Here is an 18932-nt window from a genome sequence, read left to right as displayed (position 1 = left end):
CGGGAACGTCGCGAGCGGGCTGGGGACGCAGAGACATGACGGAACTCCTCCATGTTCTCGCGGCCCGGTGTTCCCAGCCTCCCTCCCGAACTGGGGATCATCAACCGGAATCGGCCAACAGAGTCGTGAACGACCGAGCTTGCAGCTCCTCGCCGTACATGGGTCGCCCCGGATCGGTCGTCGGCGCCCGCTTTCCCGGCAGTGGAGGCGGGGTGTCAGTCGAGGGCGTAGACGCGGTGAACGAACTCGGCAAGCTTGCTGTCCGGGAGTTCTTTGGCGAGGTCGGCCTCGCTGATGATGCCGGCAAGGCGGTGGCCCTCAAGAACCGGCAGGCGCTTGATGTGGTGCTGCTCCATCTTGAACAACGCCTCCTCCAGGTCGGCGTCGGCGTCCACCCACACCAGTCCACGAGCCAGTTCCCCCGCGGTGATCTGGTCGATGTCCTTGCCATGGGCGCAGCACAGGACCACGATGTCCCGGTCAGTGATGATCCCCTTGAGCCGGTCGTCGTCCCCGCAGATGGGTAGTGCGCCAACACCGAGATCGCACATCATTTGTGAGGCGACGCGCAGACTCTCGTGTTCGCCGATGCACTGAACTCCCTCATGCATCACGTCCCGGGCTCTTCTTCCGGTTTCCTTTATGTCCATCGCTCGCCTCCCGAACGCGGCATGAAGCGCTCTCACCTGCTCGTACCCCCTTGCTCGCCGAAGTGTTGAGGTTGGTCTGCCGAAGTGGGTAAAGGTCCTCCCTCGGTCAGCCCAGCGGGAGTATCAACGCGACGGGACACCACGCTCCGCAGAGCGCCCCCCTGCCGAGGCCGCCCGCACCCGGCACGGCTAGGTCACTGCAGGTGAAAGGGGGGCCCGCCGCCAATTTCCTGGAGGTGTACACAGGTGCACTAATGCCCTAGATGGGAAGAAAGCTCATGAATACGGACTAAAAGGACGGTTTGCTCAGGGGTATCACCATGACCGTCCTCACCAAGGACTCGCCGACCGCTCGACCCCGATGACGGCCGAACGTGCCACGGCCGAGACCAGCGGGACCTGAACCGGAAGGAACAGCGATGAAAGCAGCAGTCGGAGACCGGCTCGTGGTCCAAGGCGCCCACCAAGGCGAGCCACGCCGCGTCGGCATCATCGTCGCCCTGCATCACAGCGACGGAACACCGCCCTACGTCGTCCGCTGGCTCGAGAACGAGCATGAGCACGAGACGCTCGTCTATCCAGGCCCGGACGCCCATATCGAGCACCTCGAAAGCGGATCGCAAAGACCATGACCGATTAGCACAAAAGACCGGACAAGCGGGTCGCCCTGGTGCAGGTGTCTCTCCTCCGTTCTGCCACCGGTCGGGCTTCACACATGCAACGCTCTGGCTCAGCTCGCCATCCGGATCGCCTCTGCCCCGGGGACGACGCTCTCGCCCAGCAGCCGGCCCTGTGATGGCGGCGCGAACCTTTGGCCGGTGCACTGGGAGAACCGCGCCGGCCCGCAGGGGCAACGCCTCGGCGGCGCCTTCCGCGCCAGGTACAGGGCGGGACGTCCCGGAGCAGCAGGGTCTTTCGAGCCACGGTGACGACGAGGGTGGATCACCCAACGCGGTCGAGAAGGAGCCTGTGATGACGTGGGATCCCATCCGTAAGACCGGGCGTCAGGCCGTCACGCCCAACCTGATCGACTATGAGGCTGAATATCGTGAGTTCTCCTGGCACGCGGCTCGGAGAGCGTTCTTCCACGGCCCGCCCGGCGGCCACGGGCTGAACATGGCATACGAGGCTGTTGACCGTCACCTCGATGGGCCCCGGTGTGACCACGTGGCGCTGTGTTGCATCGGTAGGGAAGGTCGGGTGACTGAACTGACCTACCGGGATCTGCATGGCGCGACGAACCGCTTCGCCAACGTGCTGCGGGGCTTGGAGATCGGAAAAGGGGACCGGGTGTTCACGCTGCTCGGCCGGGTGCCTGAGCTGTATGTCACGGTCATGGGGACGATGAAGAACCTCAGCGTGCTCTCTCCGCTGTTTCCCGCCTTCGGCCCCGAGCCGATCTGTGAGCGGCTACGCCTCGGGGAGGGACGGGTGCTCGTGACCACCCCGGAGCTGTACACGCGCAAGATCGCCGTCATTCGCGAGTCGCTGCCTGGCCTGAAGCAGGTGCTGGTCACGGGTGACGGCCCCGCCCCTGAGGGCACCCTGCTCCTGAGCGAGCTCATGACAGAGGCGAGCGGCGAGTTCGAGATCCCGCCCACAGACCCCGAGGACATGGCGCTGCTCCACTTCACCAGCGGCACCACCGGAACGCCGAAGGGCGCGATTCACGTGCACGACGCCCTGGTCGCGCACCGTATGACCGCGATGTACGCCCTTGACCTGCGTCCGTCGGACGTCTTCTGGTGCACTGCCGACCCCGGCTGGGTCACCGGCATGTCGTACGGCGTCATCGCGCCCCTCACCTTCGGACTCACCCTCGTGGTCGACGCAGGCGAGTTCGGCGCGCGGCGCTGGTATCGCACGTTGCAGGACCAGCACGTGACCGTGTGGTACACCTCGCCGACCGCGTTGCGCATGCTCATGCGCCAGGGCGACGCTCTGCCCCGCGAATACGACCTGTCCAGGCTGCGGTTCATCGCCAGCGTGGGGGAACCGCTCAACCCCGAGGTGACGGTCTGGGGCGCGCGGGCGCTCGGCCAGCCAGTCCACGACAACTGGTGGCAGACCGAGACCGGTGCCATCATGATCAGCAACTATGCGGCGATGGACATCAAACCAGGCTCCATGGGCCGACCCGTACCCGGAATCGAAGCGGCGTTGCTCGAACGCGGCGAGGACGGCCGTGCGCGCGTCGTCAGCGGGCACGTACGGGTGATCGCGGACGCTGAGGCCGAAGGGGAACTCGCCCTGCGGCCTGGCTGGCCCTCGATGTTCCGCGGCTATCTGGGGCATCCGGAGCGATACGCCGAAGCGTTCGCCGGAGGCTGGTACCTGTCAGGCGACATCGCCCGCAAGGATGAGGATGGATATTTCTGGTTCGTCGCACGGGCAGACGATGTGATCAAGTCTGCCGGCCACCTCATTGGGCCGTTCGAGGTCGAGTCGGTGCTGATGGAACATCCCGCGGTCGCCGAGGCGGGTGTGATAGGCAAGCCCGATCCGGTGGCGGGCGAGCTGGTGAAGGCCTTCGTGTCCCTCAACGCCGGCTACGAGCCGGCCGATGCGCTCCGGCTGGAGCTGATCGCTTTCGCCCGTCGCCGCTTGGGCGCGGTCGCCCCCAAGGAGATCGCTTTCGACCAGGATCTGCCGCACACCCGTAGTGGAAAGGTCATGCGCCGCCTGCTCAAAGCTCGCGAGCTGGGCATGCCCGAGGGCGATACCTCGACCTTGGAACGCCCTGCCCCGTGAGCGCGTGCTCATTTCGTCCCGGCGTGCGCGGCCAGGAACCGGGCCCCGCTGACCACGCTGGAGAAGGCGGGGTAGTCGTCTTCCTCGATGCGGTAGCCGCTGATGTCGCTCAACGTCTCCACGAAACCGAGGAAGTCGAGCGAGTCCAGTTCGAGGATGTCACGGAAGTCGGCATCCGGCGGCAGAGCCGCCAGATCGGCATCCGGCGCGACCTGGACCAGCGCGAGCTCGACAAGCTCTCGTGCCTGCTGCGGCGTCATAGTTCCTCCGGACGGTTGAGCAGCCGTTCGACGGCGGTGAGGAACCGGGCACCGGTGAAGCCGTCGGTGGCGCGATGGTCGGCGGCGAGCGTGACGGTGACCACGGGCCGGACACCGAGCAGGCCATCGACGGCCCAGGGACGTTCGAGGATCTTGCCGAAGCCGACGAGCGCCACTTGCGGTGGGTAGATCACGCCGTTGACCGACTCCACCCCCAGGTCTCCCAGATCGGTGACGGTCACGGTCGCCTCGGTCATCTCCGCTCCCCGCAGCCGCCCGGCGCGCGACCTGGCGACCAGATCCCGCAGAGCGGCCATGACGTCGCCGAGGTCGCGTTCGGCGACGTCATGCAGGGCGGGCGCGATCAGGCCGCCGCCCTTGAGCGAGATCGCCACCCCCACGTGTACTCCGTCGCCCGGCACGAAGGCGTCGTCGATCCAGAAGCCGTTGAGCTCCGGGACCTGCCTGGCGGCTCGGGCGGCTGCTTTGAGGAGCAGCGCGACGGGGAGCATCCGCTGAGACACCGGCAGATCCCTGTTGCGCTCGCGCAGCCACGTGAGCGCGGCGTTCAGGTCGACGGTCGTGCTCAGGTAGTAGTGCGGGATCTCCCGTTTCGACTTGGCCATCGCCCGCGCGATCGCCTGGCGCATCGCATCTCGGCGGAGTTCCACGTCGGGCTCTCCTGCGGCGGGCTCGCGCGTGGGTGCCGCCGGCTGAGCCGTGGTTAGCCCTACGGCCTCCTGCGGCGCGGCTGCACGGACGTCAGCGGCACGGATCGCCCCCGCGAGTCCTGTGCCGTGGACTTCGGTGAGGTTCAAGCCGAGTTCCCGGGCCAGCCTTCGGGCCAGCGGTGATGCCCTCACCCGGCGTTCGGCGTGCTCGACGTCCGCGCGGGTCACCCGCCCGCCCGGGCCGGTGCCGTGCACGGCCGCCAGGTCCAGCCCGCGCTGCTCGGCGAGGTGCCGCACGATGGGTGAGGTGACGGGCGGCGGGGGCGCGGGGCCGGGCTCCGGCGCCGGTTCTGGTCGCGGCTGCGCTCTCCCGGCCGGTGCGGGTGGGCCTTCCGGAGCCGGTGCCCGCGGCTCTGCCCGGGCGGGCGGCGGTCTTCGAGCCGGCGAGCGCGTCCCGGCCGCGGCCTCGGCGCCGGTGATCCGGGCGAGAGGCGTGCCGACCGGGACACGCTCGCCGGCGCCCACCAGCAGGCTGTCCACCACCCCGGTGTGGAACGACTCGACCTCGATCAGGGCCTTGTCGGTGTCGATGACCGCGATGATGTCGCCCTTGCGGACCTGGTCTCCGGGCTGGACCAGCCACTCGGTGACGGTACCGGACTCCATGTCGGCGCCGAGCGAGGGCATCCGGAACTCCGATGGTTCGCCCGTCACGAGGCGAGCACCCCTCGCGCCGCCGTGACGATCGCGGGCACCTGGGGAATGGCGGCTTCTTCCAGGTGACGGGCATAGGGGATGGGAACCTCGGCGGTGCACACCCGCGCGATCGGCGCGTCCAGCTCGTAGAAGGCCTGCTCGACGATGCGCGTTCCGATCTCGGCCGACAGGCTGCCCGAGCGCCAGCCTTCGTCCACGATGACGACCCGGTGCGTCCGGCTGACCGACTCCATGAGTGTGGCGTCGTCGAGAGGGCGCAGGACACGCAGGTCGATCACGTCCGCCTCGATGTCCTCGGCGGCCAGTTCGTCGGCGGCCGACAGCACCTTCGCCACAGTGCCGCCATAACCGATCAACGTGACGTGCTCGCCAGAGCGCCGTTGCGCGGCACGAACGATGTCAACAGGGCCGGGACGCAGCACCCCCGACACGTTGTACAGCGAGCCGTGCTCGAAGATCAGGACGGGGTCGGGGTCCTGCAGAGCCGGCCAGAGCATGCCGCGGGCGTCCTCCAGCGTCGCGGGCGCCAGGATCTTCAGCCCGGGGATGTGCGCGTACCAGCCTTCCAGGCTGTGCGAATGCTGGGCGGCGAGTTGCCTGCCGGCCCCGGTGGTCATCCGGATCACCAGCGGGACATTGAGCTGGCCTCCGGACATGTGCAGGAGCGTCGCGGCGTTGTTGAGAATCTGGTCAAGGGCCAGCAGGCTGAAGTTGACCGTCATGATCTCCACGATCGGGCGCATGCCGCCCATCGCCGCCCCGATCCCGGCGCCCACGAACGCCGCCTCCGACAGCGGGGTGTCGCGGATGCGTTCCGGGCCGAACTCCTCCAGCAGGCCCAGGCTGACCGCGAAGCAGCCGCCGTAGGCTCCGACGTCCTCGCCCATGAGAAAGACGCGCTCGTCGTGGCGCATAGCCTCGCGGATCGCCTCCCTCATGGCCTCGCGATACGTGGTCGTGGCCTCAGTCACGACGCCGCCTTCCCCGGCCTGGCGGGCATCATGCCGCTCGCCGGCGGCCTCGGGCTGTAGACGAACGTGGTGAGATCCTCCACCGGTTCGAGCGGTGCCTGCTCGGCGAAGGCGACCGCTTGATCGATCTCTTCGGCCACGTCCTTCTCCAGCACGGCGAGATCGTCGTCGGTGAACTCCCGCGCTGCCTTCATCCGGGTGATGAGGGCGTCGATCGGGTCGCGTTGCTTCCACTGCTCGACTTCGGCCTTGTCGCGATAGTGCTCGGGGTCGTACATCGAGTGCGCGCGGAACCGATAGGTGCGCAGTTCCAGGAAGTGCGGCCCGGCCCCGGCCCGGATCGACTCGGCGGCCCTGCTCGCCGCATCGGCGACAGCCAGTACGTCCATGCCGTCCACCGGCCAGGCCGCGACGTCATAGCCTGCCGCGCGGAGCGCCAGATCGGTCTCGGCATGAGATTTCGCCAGCGCGGTGCCCATCGCGTACAGGTTGTTCTCGCAGGCGAACAGCACCGGCAGCCGCCAGAGGGCTGCGAGGTTGACGCACTCGTGGAACTCGCCTTCGGCAACGGCGCCGTCGCCGAAGAAGCACGCGGTCACCCGGTTGCGCCCGAAGAACTTGTCGGCGAGGGCGAGCCCGACCGCGAGGGGAAGGCCGCCGCCGACGATCGCATTGCCGCCGTAGAAACCTCGGGCAGCATCGAAGATGTGCATGGAGCCACCCCGGCCTCGGCTGCAGCCGGTGGCCTTGCCGTACATCTCGGCCATGATCGCCGTGGCCGGCACCCCGCGGACGAGCGCGTGGCCGTGCTCCCGATAGGTCGACACGACCGCGTCACCCGGGGCGAGTGCCTGGCACACCCCGGCCGCCACAGCCTCCTCCCCGATGTACAGGTGCATGAACCCGCGGATCTTCTCGCTGCTGTACAGCTCGACGCAGCGCTCTTCGAACCGGCGGATGCGCAGCATCTGGTGCAGCAACTCGCGATGCGGGGTGGTCCGCGCTCTGTCTCTGCGTGTCATGAGCCTTCCTCACCTACATGCCTGCGTGGAGACCTCACCGCGGGGCGTGCACTGCGCCCTCCATCGGGAACGGCGGGGACGGCTCGGTGGTGAGGACCACATCCCCACGTCGGGTCTATGGGCTCTGACCTGCGACTACGTGCTGGTCTCCTCCCGCTGAACCCTTCCCCGTGGCGCCGGGGTGAATCGGCGTTGGCACGGCTCACCGCCGGCAGCGGACCATGGAGGACGACGCCCGTGAAGCGCTATCGTCCGCCCCGCCTGAGCGTGTCGTTCTCCTTCCACTCCAGCTTGTCGATCACATCGACCACGCCGTTGACCCGCTGGATCATCCGCGCGGCGATCTCCGCGTCGCTACGGCGGTCCACGGACCCGCTGAGCGTCACGACGCCCCTTTCGACCCTGATGTGGATGTCGTCGGTGTCCACCCACAGGCTGCCGTCGAGGACGTCTTCGCGCACCTCTCGGGCGATGTCCCCGTCCTGCCGGACAAAAACCTTGAGCAGGTCGTAGCGGCTCACGATGCCCAGCAGCGTGTCGTCCTCATCGACGACCGGCAGCCTCTTGACTCCCCGCTCCTCCATGAGACGTGCCGCCTCGACAGTCGTGGCGGCGGCTGCGATCGTGACCGCCGGCGCCGTCATGAGCCCGGCCGCCGTGTCGCCGAGTGCCTTCTCGCCGGCCTTTCGCCCCTCACGGCTCATGCGGTCACGCAGCCGGGCGCGCAGCGGTGGCCGATACCCCTCGCGGTAGAACTGCTCCCGGAACTCTTCTTTGCGAAGGAGATCCGCCTCGGACACGACACCGATGACATGATTCTCGGCGTCCACCACGGGCACCGCGCTCACCGCGTGGGCGATGAGGATCCCGGCGACGTCCTTGAACGGCGTGCTCCCATTGACCGACGCGACCTCCCTGGTCATGACGTCGCTTACCTTGACGCGCATGTGTCCCATCTCCTCACATCCGCGATCGCTCGCAACTCCATCCCACACATGGACAGGACCAGGTCGGTAGGGCCCGAAGTCCTCACTTGCGCCGTCGTTCGTCAGTGCGACGTCCGGCTACCTGCGCAAGTCGCCGGACGAGCTCAAGCCCGGCTCACGTCGGCGATCACGGACGATACCCGCGACATGTGCCCCCCGACAGGTAGGTGAAGCTGTCCGTCCCGGCATCCCGATTACGGAAGTCCTCCACTCCGAGGGACTTAATCCCCTATTAGGACGAAGCGTCCACTTCAAGACTGAAGAAAGAGGGAGCAGGAGGCGATCAACATGGTCACTCTCAGTATCATCAAGGCCGACACCGGAGGGTTCGTCGGTCACACTGCCGTACATCCGGACATGATGGCCGAGGCCCGCCGCGAGGTGACCCGAGCCATCAAATCGGGACTGCTCATCGATGGGCACGTGGACAGCTGCGGTGATGACATCTCGCTCATCATGACCCACACCTATGGGCCGGACGCGGACCTGATCCATTCCTTCGCCTGGGACACCTTCCAGGCCACCACCCATATCGCGAAGAGCCTCGGCCTGTACGGCGCGGGTCAGGACCTGCTGTCGGACGCCTTTTCCGGCAACCTGCGTGGCATGGGTCCCGGCTACGCAGAACTCGAGTTCGAGGAGCGGCCATCGGAGCCGGTGATCTGTTTTCTGGCCGACAAGACCGAACCGGGCGCGTGGAACCTGCCGCTGTACAAGATGTTCGCCGACCCGTTCAACACCGCGGGCCTGGTCATCGACCAGAAGATGCACGCCGGCTTCACCTTCGAGGTCTATGACCTGTTCGAGGAGAAGCGGATCGACTTCGACTGCCCGGACGACCTGTACAACATGCTGATGTACATCGGTGCCCCGGCTCGCTACGTCATTCACAGCGTCCGTTCCAAGACGCTGGCAGAGACCGCGGCCGCCACCAGCACCCAGCGCCTGTCACTCATCGCCGGCAAGTACGTCGGCAAGGACGACCCGGTGATGATCGTCCGCGCCCAGTCCGGGCTACCCGCGGTCGGCGAGGTGCTGGAGCCCTTCACCTTCGCCTACGGGGTCGCCGGCTGCATGCGCGGCTCGCACCACGCGCCGCTCATGCCCGTGTCCACCGGTCACGCCCACCCGTCCCGGTTCGACGGGCCACCGCGCGTGGCGGCTCTGGGCTTCCAGATCCATGACGGCAAGCTCATCGGCCCTCGTGACCTGTTCGCCGACCCCGCCTTCGACCGGGCACGCCAGCAGGCCAACGAGGCCATGGACTACTTCCGCCGCCACGGCCCGTTCGAACCGCACCGGCTCCCGCTGGAGGACCTGGAATACACCACCATGGCCGTCCTCACAAAGAAACTCGCGGGCCGCTGGACTCCGATCACCACCGAGCTCGCCACGACGGGGGCGAGCCGGAGCTGAGAGGAACGCTGACCGGGAGCATCCGGTCGGGTTCCCACCACCAGGTCATTTCCACTTTTTGGGATTTCTGGCCCTGCCAGCCCATCTGCCGCGGGAATGGAGCAAAGGAGGTGATAGGCGATGTCTGATGTGATCGTCGTGGGCGTCGATGGCTCGGAGGCCGGATTCCATGCCGTGGCATGGGCGGCCGACGACGCCCTGCGGATGCATGTGCCTCTGCGTATCGTCTGCGTGGTGGAAACCTGGCCCTACCAGGTCCCGCAGGTCGGCGGACCCGAGTGGCGAGAGTCACTGATGACGAACGCGCGAAAGACCCTGGACGAAGCCGAGGAGATCGTGCGTGAACGCCAGCCAACCGTCGAGGTGAGCACCAAGCTACTGACCGGAACGCCGGCGGCCGCCCTTCGCGAGCAGGCCGGCGATGCGACCGAACTGGTGGTCGGCAGCAGAGGGCTGGGCGGCTTCGCCGGGGCCGTGCTCGGCTCTGTCAGCATGAACGTCGCGGGTCAGGTGCCGGGCCCGGTGGTCGTGGTCAAGGCGGAAACCACGACGGTGCATGGTGAGATCGTCGCCGGCCACGATGGCTCCCCTGCGTGCGAGCCCGCCCTGGCCTACGCCTTCCGGCAAGCCGTGCTGCGCGGCAGTACATTGCGGGCGGTGTACGCCTGGTCGTTGCCGTTCGGCCTGACCACTGGCTTCTCCTGTGACTTCGAAGCGTTGCGAGAGGTCCATCAGCAGGTCGCCGAGGAACAACTCGCACCGTGGCGGGAGCGATGTCCGCAGGTCCAGGTGATCGCGGACGTACGGTGCGCCCACCCTGTCGAGACGCTCGCCGCCGCAGGCGACCAGGCTGATCTGCTGGTCGTGGGCTCGCATGGCAGGAGCGCGATCGGTTCCATCGTCCTCGGCTCGGTCAGCCGGGGCGTTCTGCACCACGCACGCTGCAATGTCGCGGTGGTCCGCGCCCACGAGACCGCCACTCCCGCATGACTCAGGCGCGGGTCGGTCACGTCACGGGAGGCGGGTGATCATGACCGGGCAGGGGGCGTGCTGAGCGCAGTAGTCGCTGGTGGATCCCAGCAGCATGCCCGCCAACCGGTTGTGGCCGCGTGAACCGAGGACGAGCAGGTCGGCCTCGGCCCCCAGCCGTGTGAGCACCTCGGCGGGGTGCCCATGGACCACGACAGGCCGGGCCTCGACCTCGGCCTCGGCCAGGTCACCGGCCAGCAGACGCTCCCCCCAGGCCACAAGGTCGCCGACGTCGGGAGCGAGCACTTCGACGCCTAGAGGGTCCCAATACACGGCGTGGACGGCGTGCAGCTCGGCACCGCGCAGCGTGGCCTCTTCGGCCGCCAGGCGCAGGGCGTGGCGGGAGTGTGGCGACCCGTCCAGCGCGACGATCAGCCGGTCGTGCGGGCGCGAAGGGTGTGGCAGGTCCGGGACGATGGCCACCGTGCAGGGTGCCTGGTACAGGCACGCCCTGCTGACCGATCCCAGCAGCAGAGCGGCAAGCTGGGTGCGGCCCCGCGATCCGACGACCAGCAAATCGGCGTCGGTGCAGGCGGCGGTGAGCTCGGCCGCGGGACCGCCACGGCCGAAGCGCAACTCGGCGGGGAAGCCCAGGGTGATGTCCTTGACGGCCTGCCGCATGGCATCGGGCACCGTGTCGGCGCCGGCGGTTGCCGCCGTCTGCTCCGGCAGGACCGTCCACGGCAGGAGTTCGGCCTGGTGCAGGCGAGCCTCAGCCACCGCCCAGCCGAGCGCCGTGGCAGCTCCATGCGAGCCGTCGAATCCCACGATGATGCGTTTCATAGCCGGACCCCCATCCGGTGGGTCGTCACATGATCTGAGGACGCACCCGCTTGTCGATGGCGACGACGACCGGCGGCGCCACGACATGGACGATTTACAAGCCGCATGCGCGTCGAGCCGCGTCGTCGGCCGCCCACAACACTGCGGCCGGCGCTGCCCGGGATCCGTCCACGGCCGCGATGATCGGTTCGGACGTCGCGATCAGCCTTTCCTGATCGGTTCCGCAGGCCGCAACAGGGCGCGTACGTCCTGCGGAAGCCGGTTGAGGACGTGCATGACCGCCGGCTCTGAGATCTCACTGCAGAGGAACTCCGTGACCTGGTGGGCGAGTGCGGGGACGTCGTTGAGGGCGATACGGCCCGAGCGGGCGAAGTGTTCGATGAATTCCTGCCGGCTCCGGCGGATCGGTACGCTGCTGGGATCCCAGCCGTTGTAGTACACGCCGCGGAGCAGGTCGGGTAGCTGCGCGGCGAAGTGGGCCGCGCTGTCCACGGTCAGGCCGTCCCTGACCGTGTGCAGCCAAGTCTTCAGCACCCGCTGGGCGAAGTCCCGGTCCTCGGTGCCGATCACGTCAGCGAGGTCGGCCAGCCACCGATGGGTGGTCTGGACGGTGTGATCGATGCTCTGCACGCGTGTGTGTGGCATCATCCCTCCAGATGTCGTCTTCTCTTCTCGGCTTGAGCGCGCGGGCCGGCACAGGATCGTCAGGTCCGGGCCAGCAGATCGTCCAGCGACTCGTCACGGTGCAGGCGCCCGATGGCATCGGCCAGCAGCGGAGCCACCGAGCACACGCTGTGCGGCATTTCCGGGGCGGTCAACTGCTCGACGGTGTCGGTGACCAGGACCTGTTGGATCGTGGTGCGACCGAGGCGCTCCATGGCCGGCTCCACGAACAACCCGTGCGTTGCCACCACGACGATCTCCGGCGCGGCGCCATGGTCGAGCACGGCCTCCGCCGCGGCCGCGATCGTGCCGCCGGTACTGATCATGTCGTCAACGACAATTACCGGACGATCACGGACGTCTCCCACCAGTTCCTCGGCGATCACGCTCGTCCCGCTCAGCCGGGTCTTGCGGATCACCGCCACAGGCCGTGACAACAACCGGCCGTAGTGCTCGGCCAGTTTGACCGCGCCGAGATCAGGCGCCACCACCACGGTGCCCTCCCACGCCTGCTCGCCGAGCGGCCCCGTACCAAGTTGGCGGGCAAGGAATGGCACAGCCGTTAGCATCTCGACCTGAACCGCGCAGATGGCCTCCAGCGCAGACGTGTGCGGATCCACGACGATCAGGCGCCACGTGCCGGCAGAAGCGAGCGCGTTGGCGACGACGCGGACCCCGATGGCCTGCCCGGCCCGGCCACGACGGTCCTGGCGGGCATACCCGAAGTACGGTATGACCGCGGTGATCCGCTCGGCACCTGCGCGGCGGCAGGCGTCGACCAGCAACAGCAGCTCCATCACGTGCTCGTTGACCGGCGGACTCGTGGGCTGGATCAGGTAGACGTCAGCGCCCCGCAGTCCATCCACGACAGGGCGGAGCTCGCCGTCGGGAAACCGCTCCACCACCGTCGTGGCCGGCTCGATGCCCAGCACGCCGGCGGCAGAACCGGCCAGGGCAGGATTGGCCGTTCCCGCCACGATCTGGAGAGTCATCGTTGTTCCACCTCCGCCTGTAGCGGGACATCAGGCCGGGTACGAGAGCATCGCCACTGGTTACCTACCGACCGGTGAATCCGATGTTCGCCATCGTGTCCAGCACCCGCTGGACGTCCGCGCCCGCCTCGATGGTGAGGGTCTCGCATGCGCACGCCGAAACGAGCGCCCGCGTCCCGGCGGTCGTCGAACATACCGCCTACCTCCCCCTGCGGATGTTGCGGACACCGCGTTTTGCGGGTGCTCTCCTGGACCTCGGCCCGAAAGATGCGTCCCCGCCCGGGGAGAAGGCGCTCGTTTGTCACCTTTTGCCGGATATTGGTGAGATTGAATCATTGGCGGCCCAGTCGTCCATCTACCAAACGGTGCGTTCCCGGCCTCCTCGCGGCCGACTGTCAGCCGTCATCTCGAGGCTGTCGACCGTCATCGCATGCACCTCTGCCGGAACTCGCCGCAGGTTGTTGATCCCGACACCCCGGGGGTCAGTCGACCGTGATGACGAGCTTTCCCGGCGCGTTGCCCGCCGCCAGGTCGCCCACCGCGGTGGAGGCCTCCGCCAGGGAGTACGTGCGTCCGACGGCCGGTCGTACGGACCCGGCCTCGATGAGGTCGCGCAGCGCGTCAAGGTCGGCCGTGCGGGTCAGCGCGATCAGCGCGTCCAGGCGCCGGAGCGTGAACGGAGTGATCAGCCGGGCGGCCACCAGCCGGCCGAGCCCGCCGAACCACCGACCGCCGCCCTCCCCGCCGATGATGACGAGCCGACCGCGCTCGGAGAGCAGCCCGCGCAGCAGGGCCAGCGGCCGGAGGCCCGCGATGTCGATGATCACGTCGTACGTCCCGGTGAGCGGCTCGCGCGTGTAGTCGATGACGGCCTGGGCGCCCAGCGACCGGACGAGGTCGGCCTTGGCCGTGCTGCACACGCCGGTGACGTGGGCGCCGCGTGCGACCGCGAGCTGCGTCGCGAAGCTGCCCACTCCGCCGCCGGCGCCGATGACCAGCACTTTCGCTCCGGCGGTGACCTGGCCGACGGCCCGCAACGCGGTCACCCCTGACGCGGGTACGGCCGCCGCTTCGGTGAAGCTCAGGTTGGCGGGCTTGCGGGCGAGCTTGCCCGGGCGGGCGAGCGCGAACTGCGCGTACGTGCCGGTCGCCGCGCCGTACACCTCGTCGCCGGGGCGTAACGCGGCCACGTTGGCGCCGACGGACTCCACGACGCCGGCCACGTCCATGCCCGGCACACGGTTGCGGGGCCGGCGCAGGCCGAAGCCGAGGCGGCCGATGAGCGGCAGCCCGGTCATCACGTGCCACACGCCGTAGTCGACGCCGGCCGCGTGCACCCGGATCAGCACATCGTCGGCGCCGGGCGTCGGGGTCGGGACCTCGCCGAGGCTCAGCGTGTGCGGTGGGCCGTACTCGTCCTGGACGATCGCCCTCATGAGGGGCCTCCTTCGGTGTCGGGGTACTGGAACACGTCGTCGAGCCCGACCCGGAACACCCGGGCGATGCGGAACGCCATCTCCAGCGAGGGGGAGTAGCGGCCCTGTTCGATCGCGATGATGGTCTGGCGGGTGACGCCGACCCGGTCGGCCAGCTCGGCCTGGGTCATCTCGCCGTGCGCGAACCGCAGGGCCCGGATCGTGTTGGTGACCTGCGTCGGCTTCACCACGTCTGGAAGCCGCCCTTGCGGTACGCCATGATCTTGGCAACCGAGCTGAGCCCCGCGGACAGCACGAACGCCAGGTAGACGGCGTTGGCGATCCAGAAGTGGCGCAGTTCGGCGACGGCCATGAGCAGTGCGGCGAGCGCGCCGATGACGACGATCGACTGCCCGATGCGCTCACTGACATGGTTGATCTCACGGTCGCGCTCGTCAGTTCGGTCGGCGCCCTGGCCGCCCACGATGGCCAGCGCGATGTTGGCCACGATCGCGGCGACGATGGCGCCGCCGATGGTCCCCAGCAGAACTCCCGCGTAGGCGACGTCGGCAAGCGGGCCACCGCCGGCCCGGCCCAGGACGGTCGTCAGGTAGATCGTGTACGCGCCGACGGTGACCATGATCATCACCCAGGCGCGTTTCTCCTCGAAGGCCATGCCCGCTCCTCATGTAAAACAAAGCTGACATCACTCAAGGTAAAGCGCACCGGACACCATGTCAAAGTTTTTTTACATGGTCGGCGACGCCATGGTGCCCGGTACGGCTGTGCGTCGTCGGCGCCGAGGGCGGCGGCCAGGTCGAGGCACCGGTGACGGCCAGGTCCGCCGCAGCTCGACGGTGCGGTAGAGGTCATAAGGAGAAGCTGTGGAGCGGGCATCCGCAGCAGCCGCGGGGACTGGCTGATCCGCAACGACGTCGACAGCCTCCAGCGCCGCTTCGGCCCGTGGGTGACCGTGCACCGAGCCGCTCTGGTCGACCTGCTGCGAGCAGCCGTTCCGCCCGAGGCTCTACGGCCCGGCATCGACGTACAGCACATACAGCCCGACGGCACGGTCCACCACAGCGGCGGCACCTCCACCGCCGATCTCGTAGCGGGCGCCGACGGCGTGCACAGCGTGACCCGGCGTTCCCTCTGGCCCGGCCTGCCCGGGCCACGCTACGTCGGCTACACCCCCTGGCGTCTCATCGCCCCACCTCAGCCAGTCGAGGGGAGCGCGGAAACGTGGGGCAGGGGCGAACGATTCGGGCACGTGCCGATGCCCGACGGCCGCGTCTACTGCTACGTGATGGCCAACGCCCCGGCCGGCTCCCACATCGGCCTGCGGAAACGTCGCCGTTCTCGGCGACGCGGCCCACGCCATGACCCCCAACCTGGGGCAGGGCGCCTGCCAGGCGCTCGAGGACGCGGTCACGCTCGCGCAGGCGGTGGACGCCCTAGGCGTACGTGCGGGGCTGGAGGCCTACGACCACGCCCGCAGGCCGCGCACCCAGCTGATCGTCCGCCGATCCCGCCAGGTCGGCGCCGCCGCGCACTGGACCTCCACGCCGCTGACCGCGCTGCGAGACGCGGTCCTTCCTCTCCTCCCGAACGTGCTCTTCGATCGCTCACTCACCCCCGCCTACACCTGGACGATCTGATGCCCCTCCCACGAATCCTGATCATTGCCGTCGCAGCGATCACGACGGTCAGCGCCGTGCTCGCCGACCTCGTCATCCCCGACCTGGCGGCACAACACGCCTTCAACCCGGCCTGGCCGCCCCACGCCAGATTCCACGACGCCCAATACAAGTGTCTGGACAGAGGTTCACGCCTGGGTCAGGGCGCGGTGCGGAACCGTTCAGCGTGTTCCCGCGCCCACTGGGCGAAGGTTAGCGCTGGCGTGCCGGTGACGTCCTCGACGGTGGGCAGGACCACACCGCCGGCCTCGGGCGGGTTCGTGGCCAGTTGGATTCCGAACTCCACGTAGTCCTCGTCGTATCCGTAGCCGCGCAGCCGGGCGCGCTCCGCGTCCTCGCTCAGGTGCACGAAGGCGATGTCCTGCCCGGTGGCCTCGGCGATGATCCGGGTGCGTTCCGCCGGGGTAAGGGCTTCGGGCCCGGTGATCGGGTAGCTCCGACCCTCGTGGCCCCCGTGGGTGAGCGCGGTGGCCGCCACGGCGGCGATGTCGGCCTCATGCACCATCGCGCTGGGGAACGTGGCGAGCATGGACACGGTGCCCTGGGAGCGGATCTCATCGGCCCATTCGAGGGCGTTGCACATGAACTCCGTCGGCTGCAGCAGAGTCCAGCGGATCGCACTGGACTCCAGGGCGCTCTCGATACTGGTGGGCGACCAGCCGCTGAGGACCGTGGCCCGGGTGATGCCGTGGCGTGCGGCGAGGTCGATGATCTCGGAGCCGTTGGTCAGGTCGTCGTCGCCGCCGAAGGTGATCAGGTGGATCGCGTCGACCCCCTCGAAGGCTGCTCCGAGCGTGGCGGCATCGGTGAGCTCGCCCGCCACCACCTCGACACCGGTCGGGAGGTCGGCTTTGGCGGGGGTGCGGGAGAGTGCGCGGACGTGGTGTCCGGCTTCGTGGAGTTGCGCGACGAGGTGCCGCCCGACCTGGCCGGTCGCTCCGGTGACGAGAATGCGCATGTTCGTGAGTCCTTTCGTGCGGTGTTGTCAGTCGGTGCTGGCGCGCAGGGCGCGAAGCCCGAGGACGGCGCGGACCTCATCGCCGTCGGGAGCCCGGAAACTCCGGGACAGATTGGCAGTGCTGATCATGTGTCGGCGTACGCTCCATTCCCGCTTCGGTGGCGGTTCCCATCATCACCGGGCTTGTGGCCGATATATGTCCACAAGTCGCCCTAGAGTGGGCTCATGTCGACCGGCACCCGCGCCCTCGAACTCCTCGGACTGCTGCAGAACCGGCGCCATTGGCCCAGCCACGAGCTCGCGCGCCGCCTCAGCGTCAGCCAGCGCACGCTCCGCCGCGACATCGACAGGCTCCAGGAGCTCGGGTATCCGATCACCGCCACGCGGGGCACCGGCGGCGGCTACCAACTCAGCCCCGGCGCCTCGCTCCCGCCCCTGGTACTCAGCGAGGACGAGGCCGCCGCCATCGTCATGGGGCTCCAAGAGATCACCTCCGGCCCCTCCCTGATGTCAGCCGACGCCGCGCTGAGCGCCATGGCCAAGATCGTCCAGGTGCTTCCCGTGCGGATCCGACGCCGCATCGACAGCCTCCGCGCCGTCGCCGTCCCGGCGCGAAACCCCGCGGCACGCGTGGGCATCACCGATGTCGCCTCGTTGACGACCCTCGCCCTGGCCTGCCGCGACACCGAGACGGTGGAGTTCGCTTACCGCAGCCGCACCGGTCAGACCGCGGCCAGGACAGTCCACCCGCACCACATCGTCCGCGTCGAGAACCGCCTGTACCTCATCGCCTGGGACCTCGACCGGGCCGACTGGCGCACCTTCCGCGTCGACCGCATCGGTGATGCGAGCCGCACCGGCACGACGTTCGCCCCCCGCCCCCTCCCCGCCGACGATCCCGTCGAGTACGTACGCGCCCGGATCGGGGCGATGCCCGCCAGGTATCCCGTCCGCGCCACGGTCGGGGCCCCGGCCGAACGGGTGCGGGAGGAGATCGCGCACTACGGGACGGTGGAACCCATCGACGACACCTCGTGCCGGGTGGAGATCGCCGCCGACTCCCTGGACTGGGCCACCTTCTGCATCGGAGCGCTCGACGCCCCCGTTGTGGTCCACGGCCCACCGGAAGCCATCGCCTACATGCGCGCCTGGGGACGACGCCTCACCGCCGGCACCCAAGAGCCTCCGTGACCCGCGCAACGGCCTTCAGGGGCGCAGAACCGGGCGGTGGCGACGAAACCAGGCGCACATTCCCTGATCAGACCATGAACCTTGCGCGCCTTGTCCGCTCGGCTGTGCGCCCTGGCCGCTCCTTTGCTGTATGCAGTGGTGAACCTGATCGCGCTTCATCTTGCCGCTCACCCAGCGGGGTTTCATCCCGGCTATGAGGTTCCCTGGAACCCCGGACTGCTTGACGAACTGGACTGGAATATTGCCAATGCGTCATCGTGACCGTCCCCGGGCTGATCATCGGGCTGTCCAGTAAGGCCGGAAGCTCCAGGACGAGAAGGTCCACCCTAGGCAGCCTCCGATCACGCGGTAGGAGCTGAGAGAGCCCCGGCCGCTTCTCCTGAGAAGTGGCGGGGCTGCTCACGTCGTTGGAATGCCTCATCGCGACATCGGGCTCAGCCGGACTCCGCGAGCAGATGCACGACACCGGCCGGGTTCTTGATCCAGTGGGTTCGGGAATCGAGACTCTCCAGGGGCTCGACCTCGTCACACGGGTGGATACCGATGTCGGCCAGTCTGGCCGCTGCCGCGTCCAGGTCATCGGTGTGCAGCTGCAGCCACAGGTCGGGCCGGCTGTAGTTGTCGACACAGTCCAGCCACAGCGTGTTGGGTCCGAACCGCACCGAATGAGTTCTCGAGACGGTCGGAGCGTAGGAGACGTCGTCTTCTTTGACGTCGAAGCCCAGGGTGTCGCGGTAGAAGGCCACGGTGGCGTCGTACT

At 68.4% G+C, this 18932-nt stretch carries 22 protein-coding genes; 8 read left to right on the top strand and 14 right to left on the bottom strand.

Annotated elements, in window-relative coordinates:
* Positions 1–215: 215 nt before the first annotated feature.
* A complete protein-coding gene (locus ABGB01_RS44935; RefSeq protein ID WP_347780383.1) occupies positions 216–650 on the bottom strand; it encodes a CBS domain-containing protein in 435 nt (144 codons plus the stop codon).
* 419 nt (positions 651–1069) lie between these two features.
* Here ABGB01_RS44935 and ABGB01_RS44930 point away from each other — a divergent pair, with 419 nt between their 5' ends.
* Positions 1070–1282, top strand: a complete 213-nt coding sequence (locus ABGB01_RS44930) for a DUF1918 domain-containing protein (RefSeq protein WP_347780382.1) — start codon at positions 1070–1072, stop codon at positions 1280–1282.
* 163 nt (positions 1283–1445) lie between these two features.
* Positions 1446–3401 carry an acetate--CoA ligase gene (gene acsA, locus ABGB01_RS44925; protein ID WP_347780380.1) on the top strand — a complete coding sequence of 652 codons (1956 nt, stop codon included), beginning with the start codon at positions 1446–1448 and terminating at the stop codon, positions 3399–3401.
* Positions 3402–3409: 8 nt separating this feature from the next.
* Here the strand turns inward: acsA and ABGB01_RS44920 are convergent, their stop codons facing one another.
* The 5 genes from ABGB01_RS44920 to ABGB01_RS44900 form a co-directional block, all read right to left on the bottom strand.
* Complete coding sequence (locus tag ABGB01_RS44920) at positions 3410–3661, bottom strand: hypothetical protein (RefSeq protein WP_347780379.1); 252 nt, start codon at positions 3659–3661, stop codon at positions 3410–3412.
* Entirely contained in the window at positions 3658–5046 is a 1389-nt protein-coding gene (locus ABGB01_RS44915; protein WP_347780378.1) for a dihydrolipoamide acetyltransferase family protein, read from the bottom strand. Before ABGB01_RS44915 ends, ABGB01_RS44920 begins: the two co-directional genes overlap by 4 nt.
* A complete protein-coding gene (locus tag ABGB01_RS44910) occupies positions 5043–6020 on the bottom strand; it encodes a pyruvate dehydrogenase complex E1 component subunit beta (RefSeq protein ID WP_347780377.1) in 978 nt (325 codons plus the stop codon). The genes ABGB01_RS44915 and ABGB01_RS44910 overlap by 4 nt, the downstream gene beginning before the upstream one ends.
* A complete protein-coding gene (gene pdhA / locus ABGB01_RS44905) occupies positions 6017–7042 on the bottom strand; it encodes a pyruvate dehydrogenase (acetyl-transferring) E1 component subunit alpha (protein ID WP_347780376.1) in 1026 nt (341 codons plus the stop codon). Before pdhA ends, ABGB01_RS44910 begins: the two co-directional genes overlap by 4 nt.
* Positions 7043–7287: 245 nt before the next feature.
* On the bottom strand, positions 7288–7989 hold the full coding sequence (locus ABGB01_RS44900) for a CBS domain-containing protein (protein WP_347780374.1): 702 nt from the start codon (positions 7987–7989) through the stop codon (positions 7288–7290).
* A 327-nt stretch (positions 7990–8316) separates the two neighbouring features.
* Here ABGB01_RS44900 and fbp point away from each other — a divergent pair, with 327 nt between their 5' ends.
* Positions 8317–9444 carry a fructose-1,6-bisphosphate aldolase/phosphatase gene (gene fbp, locus ABGB01_RS44895; RefSeq protein ID WP_347780373.1) on the top strand — a complete coding sequence of 376 codons (1128 nt, stop codon included), beginning with the start codon at positions 8317–8319 and terminating at the stop codon, positions 9442–9444.
* A 120-nt stretch (positions 9445–9564) separates the two neighbouring features.
* Complete coding sequence (locus tag ABGB01_RS44890) at positions 9565–10434, top strand: universal stress protein (RefSeq protein WP_347780371.1); 870 nt, start codon at positions 9565–9567, stop codon at positions 10432–10434.
* 21 nt (positions 10435–10455) lie between these two features.
* On the opposite strand, the gene ABGB01_RS44885 is transcribed toward ABGB01_RS44890, so the two are convergent.
* Complete coding sequence (locus ABGB01_RS44885) at positions 10456–11256, bottom strand: universal stress protein (protein WP_347780370.1); 801 nt, start codon at positions 11254–11256, stop codon at positions 10456–10458.
* Positions 11257–11312: 56 nt separating this feature from the next.
* On the opposite strand from ABGB01_RS44885, the gene ABGB01_RS44880 reads away from it, so the two are divergent.
* Entirely contained in the window at positions 11313–11471 is a 159-nt protein-coding gene (locus ABGB01_RS44880) for a hypothetical protein (protein ID WP_347780368.1), read from the top strand.
* On the opposite strand, the gene ABGB01_RS44875 is transcribed toward ABGB01_RS44880, so the two are convergent.
* From ABGB01_RS44875 to ABGB01_RS44855, 5 genes are all read right to left on the bottom strand, one after another.
* Positions 11458–11901, bottom strand: a complete 444-nt coding sequence (locus tag ABGB01_RS44875; protein WP_347780367.1) for a DUF2267 domain-containing protein — start codon at positions 11899–11901, stop codon at positions 11458–11460. The two genes, ABGB01_RS44880 and ABGB01_RS44875, sit on opposite strands and share 14 nt — an antisense overlap.
* 59 nt (positions 11902–11960) lie before the next feature.
* Entirely contained in the window at positions 11961–12911 is a 951-nt protein-coding gene (locus ABGB01_RS44870) for a ribose-phosphate pyrophosphokinase (RefSeq protein ID WP_347780365.1), read from the bottom strand.
* Positions 12912–13393: 482 nt separating this feature from the next.
* Entirely contained in the window at positions 13394–14347 is a 954-nt protein-coding gene (locus tag ABGB01_RS44865) for an NAD(P)-dependent alcohol dehydrogenase (protein ID WP_347780364.1), read from the bottom strand.
* Positions 14344–14547, bottom strand: coding sequence for a helix-turn-helix transcriptional regulator (locus ABGB01_RS44860; RefSeq protein WP_347780384.1), 204 nt, complete (start codon positions 14545–14547; stop codon positions 14344–14346). The genes ABGB01_RS44865 and ABGB01_RS44860 overlap by 4 nt, the downstream gene beginning before the upstream one ends.
* Positions 14548–14570: 23 nt before the next feature.
* The gene (locus tag ABGB01_RS44855) at positions 14571–15002 is read right to left on the bottom strand and encodes a hypothetical protein (RefSeq protein WP_347780363.1); all 432 of its coding nucleotides are present in this window, start codon (positions 15000–15002) and stop codon (positions 14571–14573) included.
* A gap of 703 nt (positions 15003–15705) precedes the next feature.
* On the opposite strand from ABGB01_RS44855, the gene ABGB01_RS44850 reads away from it, so the two are divergent.
* Positions 15706–15984, top strand: coding sequence for a hypothetical protein (locus ABGB01_RS44850; protein ID WP_347780362.1), 279 nt, complete (start codon positions 15706–15708; stop codon positions 15982–15984).
* Positions 15985–16162: 178 nt separating this feature from the next.
* Here ABGB01_RS44850 and ABGB01_RS44845 read toward each other — a convergent pair whose 3' ends face one another.
* Positions 16163–16981 (bottom strand): NAD(P)H-binding protein, encoded by an 819-nt coding sequence (locus ABGB01_RS44845; RefSeq protein WP_347780360.1) that lies wholly within the window; start codon positions 16979–16981, stop codon positions 16163–16165.
* 225 nt (positions 16982–17206) lie between these two features.
* Here ABGB01_RS44845 and ABGB01_RS44840 point away from each other — a divergent pair, with 225 nt between their 5' ends.
* Both ABGB01_RS44840 and ABGB01_RS44835 read left to right on the top strand, forming a co-directional pair.
* Complete coding sequence (locus ABGB01_RS44840; RefSeq protein ID WP_347780358.1) at positions 17207–18172, top strand: YafY family protein; 966 nt, start codon at positions 17207–17209, stop codon at positions 18170–18172.
* Between the two features lie 90 nt (positions 18173–18262).
* On the top strand, positions 18263–18433 hold the full coding sequence (locus tag ABGB01_RS44835) for a hypothetical protein (protein ID WP_347780356.1): 171 nt from the start codon (positions 18263–18265) through the stop codon (positions 18431–18433).
* 173 nt (positions 18434–18606) lie between these two features.
* Here ABGB01_RS44835 and ABGB01_RS44830 read toward each other — a convergent pair.
* The coding region (locus ABGB01_RS44830; RefSeq protein ID WP_347780354.1) for a VOC family protein at positions 18607–18932 on the bottom strand (326 nt) is incomplete at its 5' end.

The sequence above is a fragment of the Nonomuraea sp. B5E05 genome (assembly GCF_039880665.1).
GTDB lineage: Bacteria > Actinomycetota > Actinomycetes > Streptosporangiales > Streptosporangiaceae > Nonomuraea.
Note: the sequence above shows the minus strand (reverse complement) of the source record. Positions and strands in the feature narration are given on the sequence as shown.

Excerpts from the sequence above, each read along its gene's own strand:
- ABGB01_RS44850 (WP_347780362.1), top strand. The coding sequence starts at position 15,706 with ATGACCCCCAACCTGGGGCAGGGCGCCTGCCAGGCGCTCGAGGACGCG.
- acsA (WP_347780380.1), top strand. The coding sequence starts at position 1,446 with ATGGCGGCGCGAACCTTTGGCCGGTGCACTGGGAGAACCGCGCCGGCC.
- ABGB01_RS44880 (WP_347780368.1), top strand. The coding sequence starts at position 11,313 with ATGGCGACGACGACCGGCGGCGCCACGACATGGACGATTTACAAGCCG.
- fbp (WP_347780373.1), top strand. The coding sequence starts at position 8,317 with ATGGTCACTCTCAGTATCATCAAGGCCGACACCGGAGGGTTCGTCGGT.
- ABGB01_RS44890 (WP_347780371.1), top strand. The coding sequence starts at position 9,565 with ATGTCTGATGTGATCGTCGTGGGCGTCGATGGCTCGGAGGCCGGATTC.
- ABGB01_RS44845 (WP_347780360.1), bottom strand. The coding sequence starts at position 16,981 with ATGCGCATTCTCGTCACCGGAGCGACCGGCCAGGTCGGGCGGCACCTC.
- ABGB01_RS44920 (WP_347780379.1), bottom strand. The coding sequence starts at position 3,661 with ATGACGCCGCAGCAGGCACGAGAGCTTGTCGAGCTCGCGCTGGTCCAG.
- ABGB01_RS44900 (WP_347780374.1), bottom strand. The coding sequence starts at position 7,989 with ATGCGCGTCAAGGTAAGCGACGTCATGACCAGGGAGGTCGCGTCGGTC.
- ABGB01_RS44840 (WP_347780358.1), top strand. The coding sequence starts at position 17,207 with ATGTCGACCGGCACCCGCGCCCTCGAACTCCTCGGACTGCTGCAGAAC.
- ABGB01_RS44875 (WP_347780367.1), bottom strand. The coding sequence starts at position 11,901 with ATGCCACACACACGCGTGCAGAGCATCGATCACACCGTCCAGACCACC.
- ABGB01_RS44870 (WP_347780365.1), bottom strand. The coding sequence starts at position 12,911 with ATGACTCTCCAGATCGTGGCGGGAACGGCCAATCCTGCCCTGGCCGGT.
- ABGB01_RS44930 (WP_347780382.1), top strand. The coding sequence starts at position 1,070 with ATGAAAGCAGCAGTCGGAGACCGGCTCGTGGTCCAAGGCGCCCACCAA.
- ABGB01_RS44885 (WP_347780370.1), bottom strand. The coding sequence starts at position 11,256 with ATGAAACGCATCATCGTGGGATTCGACGGCTCGCATGGAGCTGCCACG.
- ABGB01_RS44855 (WP_347780363.1), bottom strand. The coding sequence starts at position 15,002 with ATGGCCTTCGAGGAGAAACGCGCCTGGGTGATGATCATGGTCACCGTC.
- ABGB01_RS44935 (WP_347780383.1), bottom strand. The coding sequence starts at position 650 with ATGGACATAAAGGAAACCGGAAGAAGAGCCCGGGACGTGATGCATGAG.
- ABGB01_RS44865 (WP_347780364.1), bottom strand. The coding sequence starts at position 14,347 with ATGAGGGCGATCGTCCAGGACGAGTACGGCCCACCGCACACGCTGAGC.
- pdhA (WP_347780376.1), bottom strand. The coding sequence starts at position 7,042 with ATGACACGCAGAGACAGAGCGCGGACCACCCCGCATCGCGAGTTGCTG.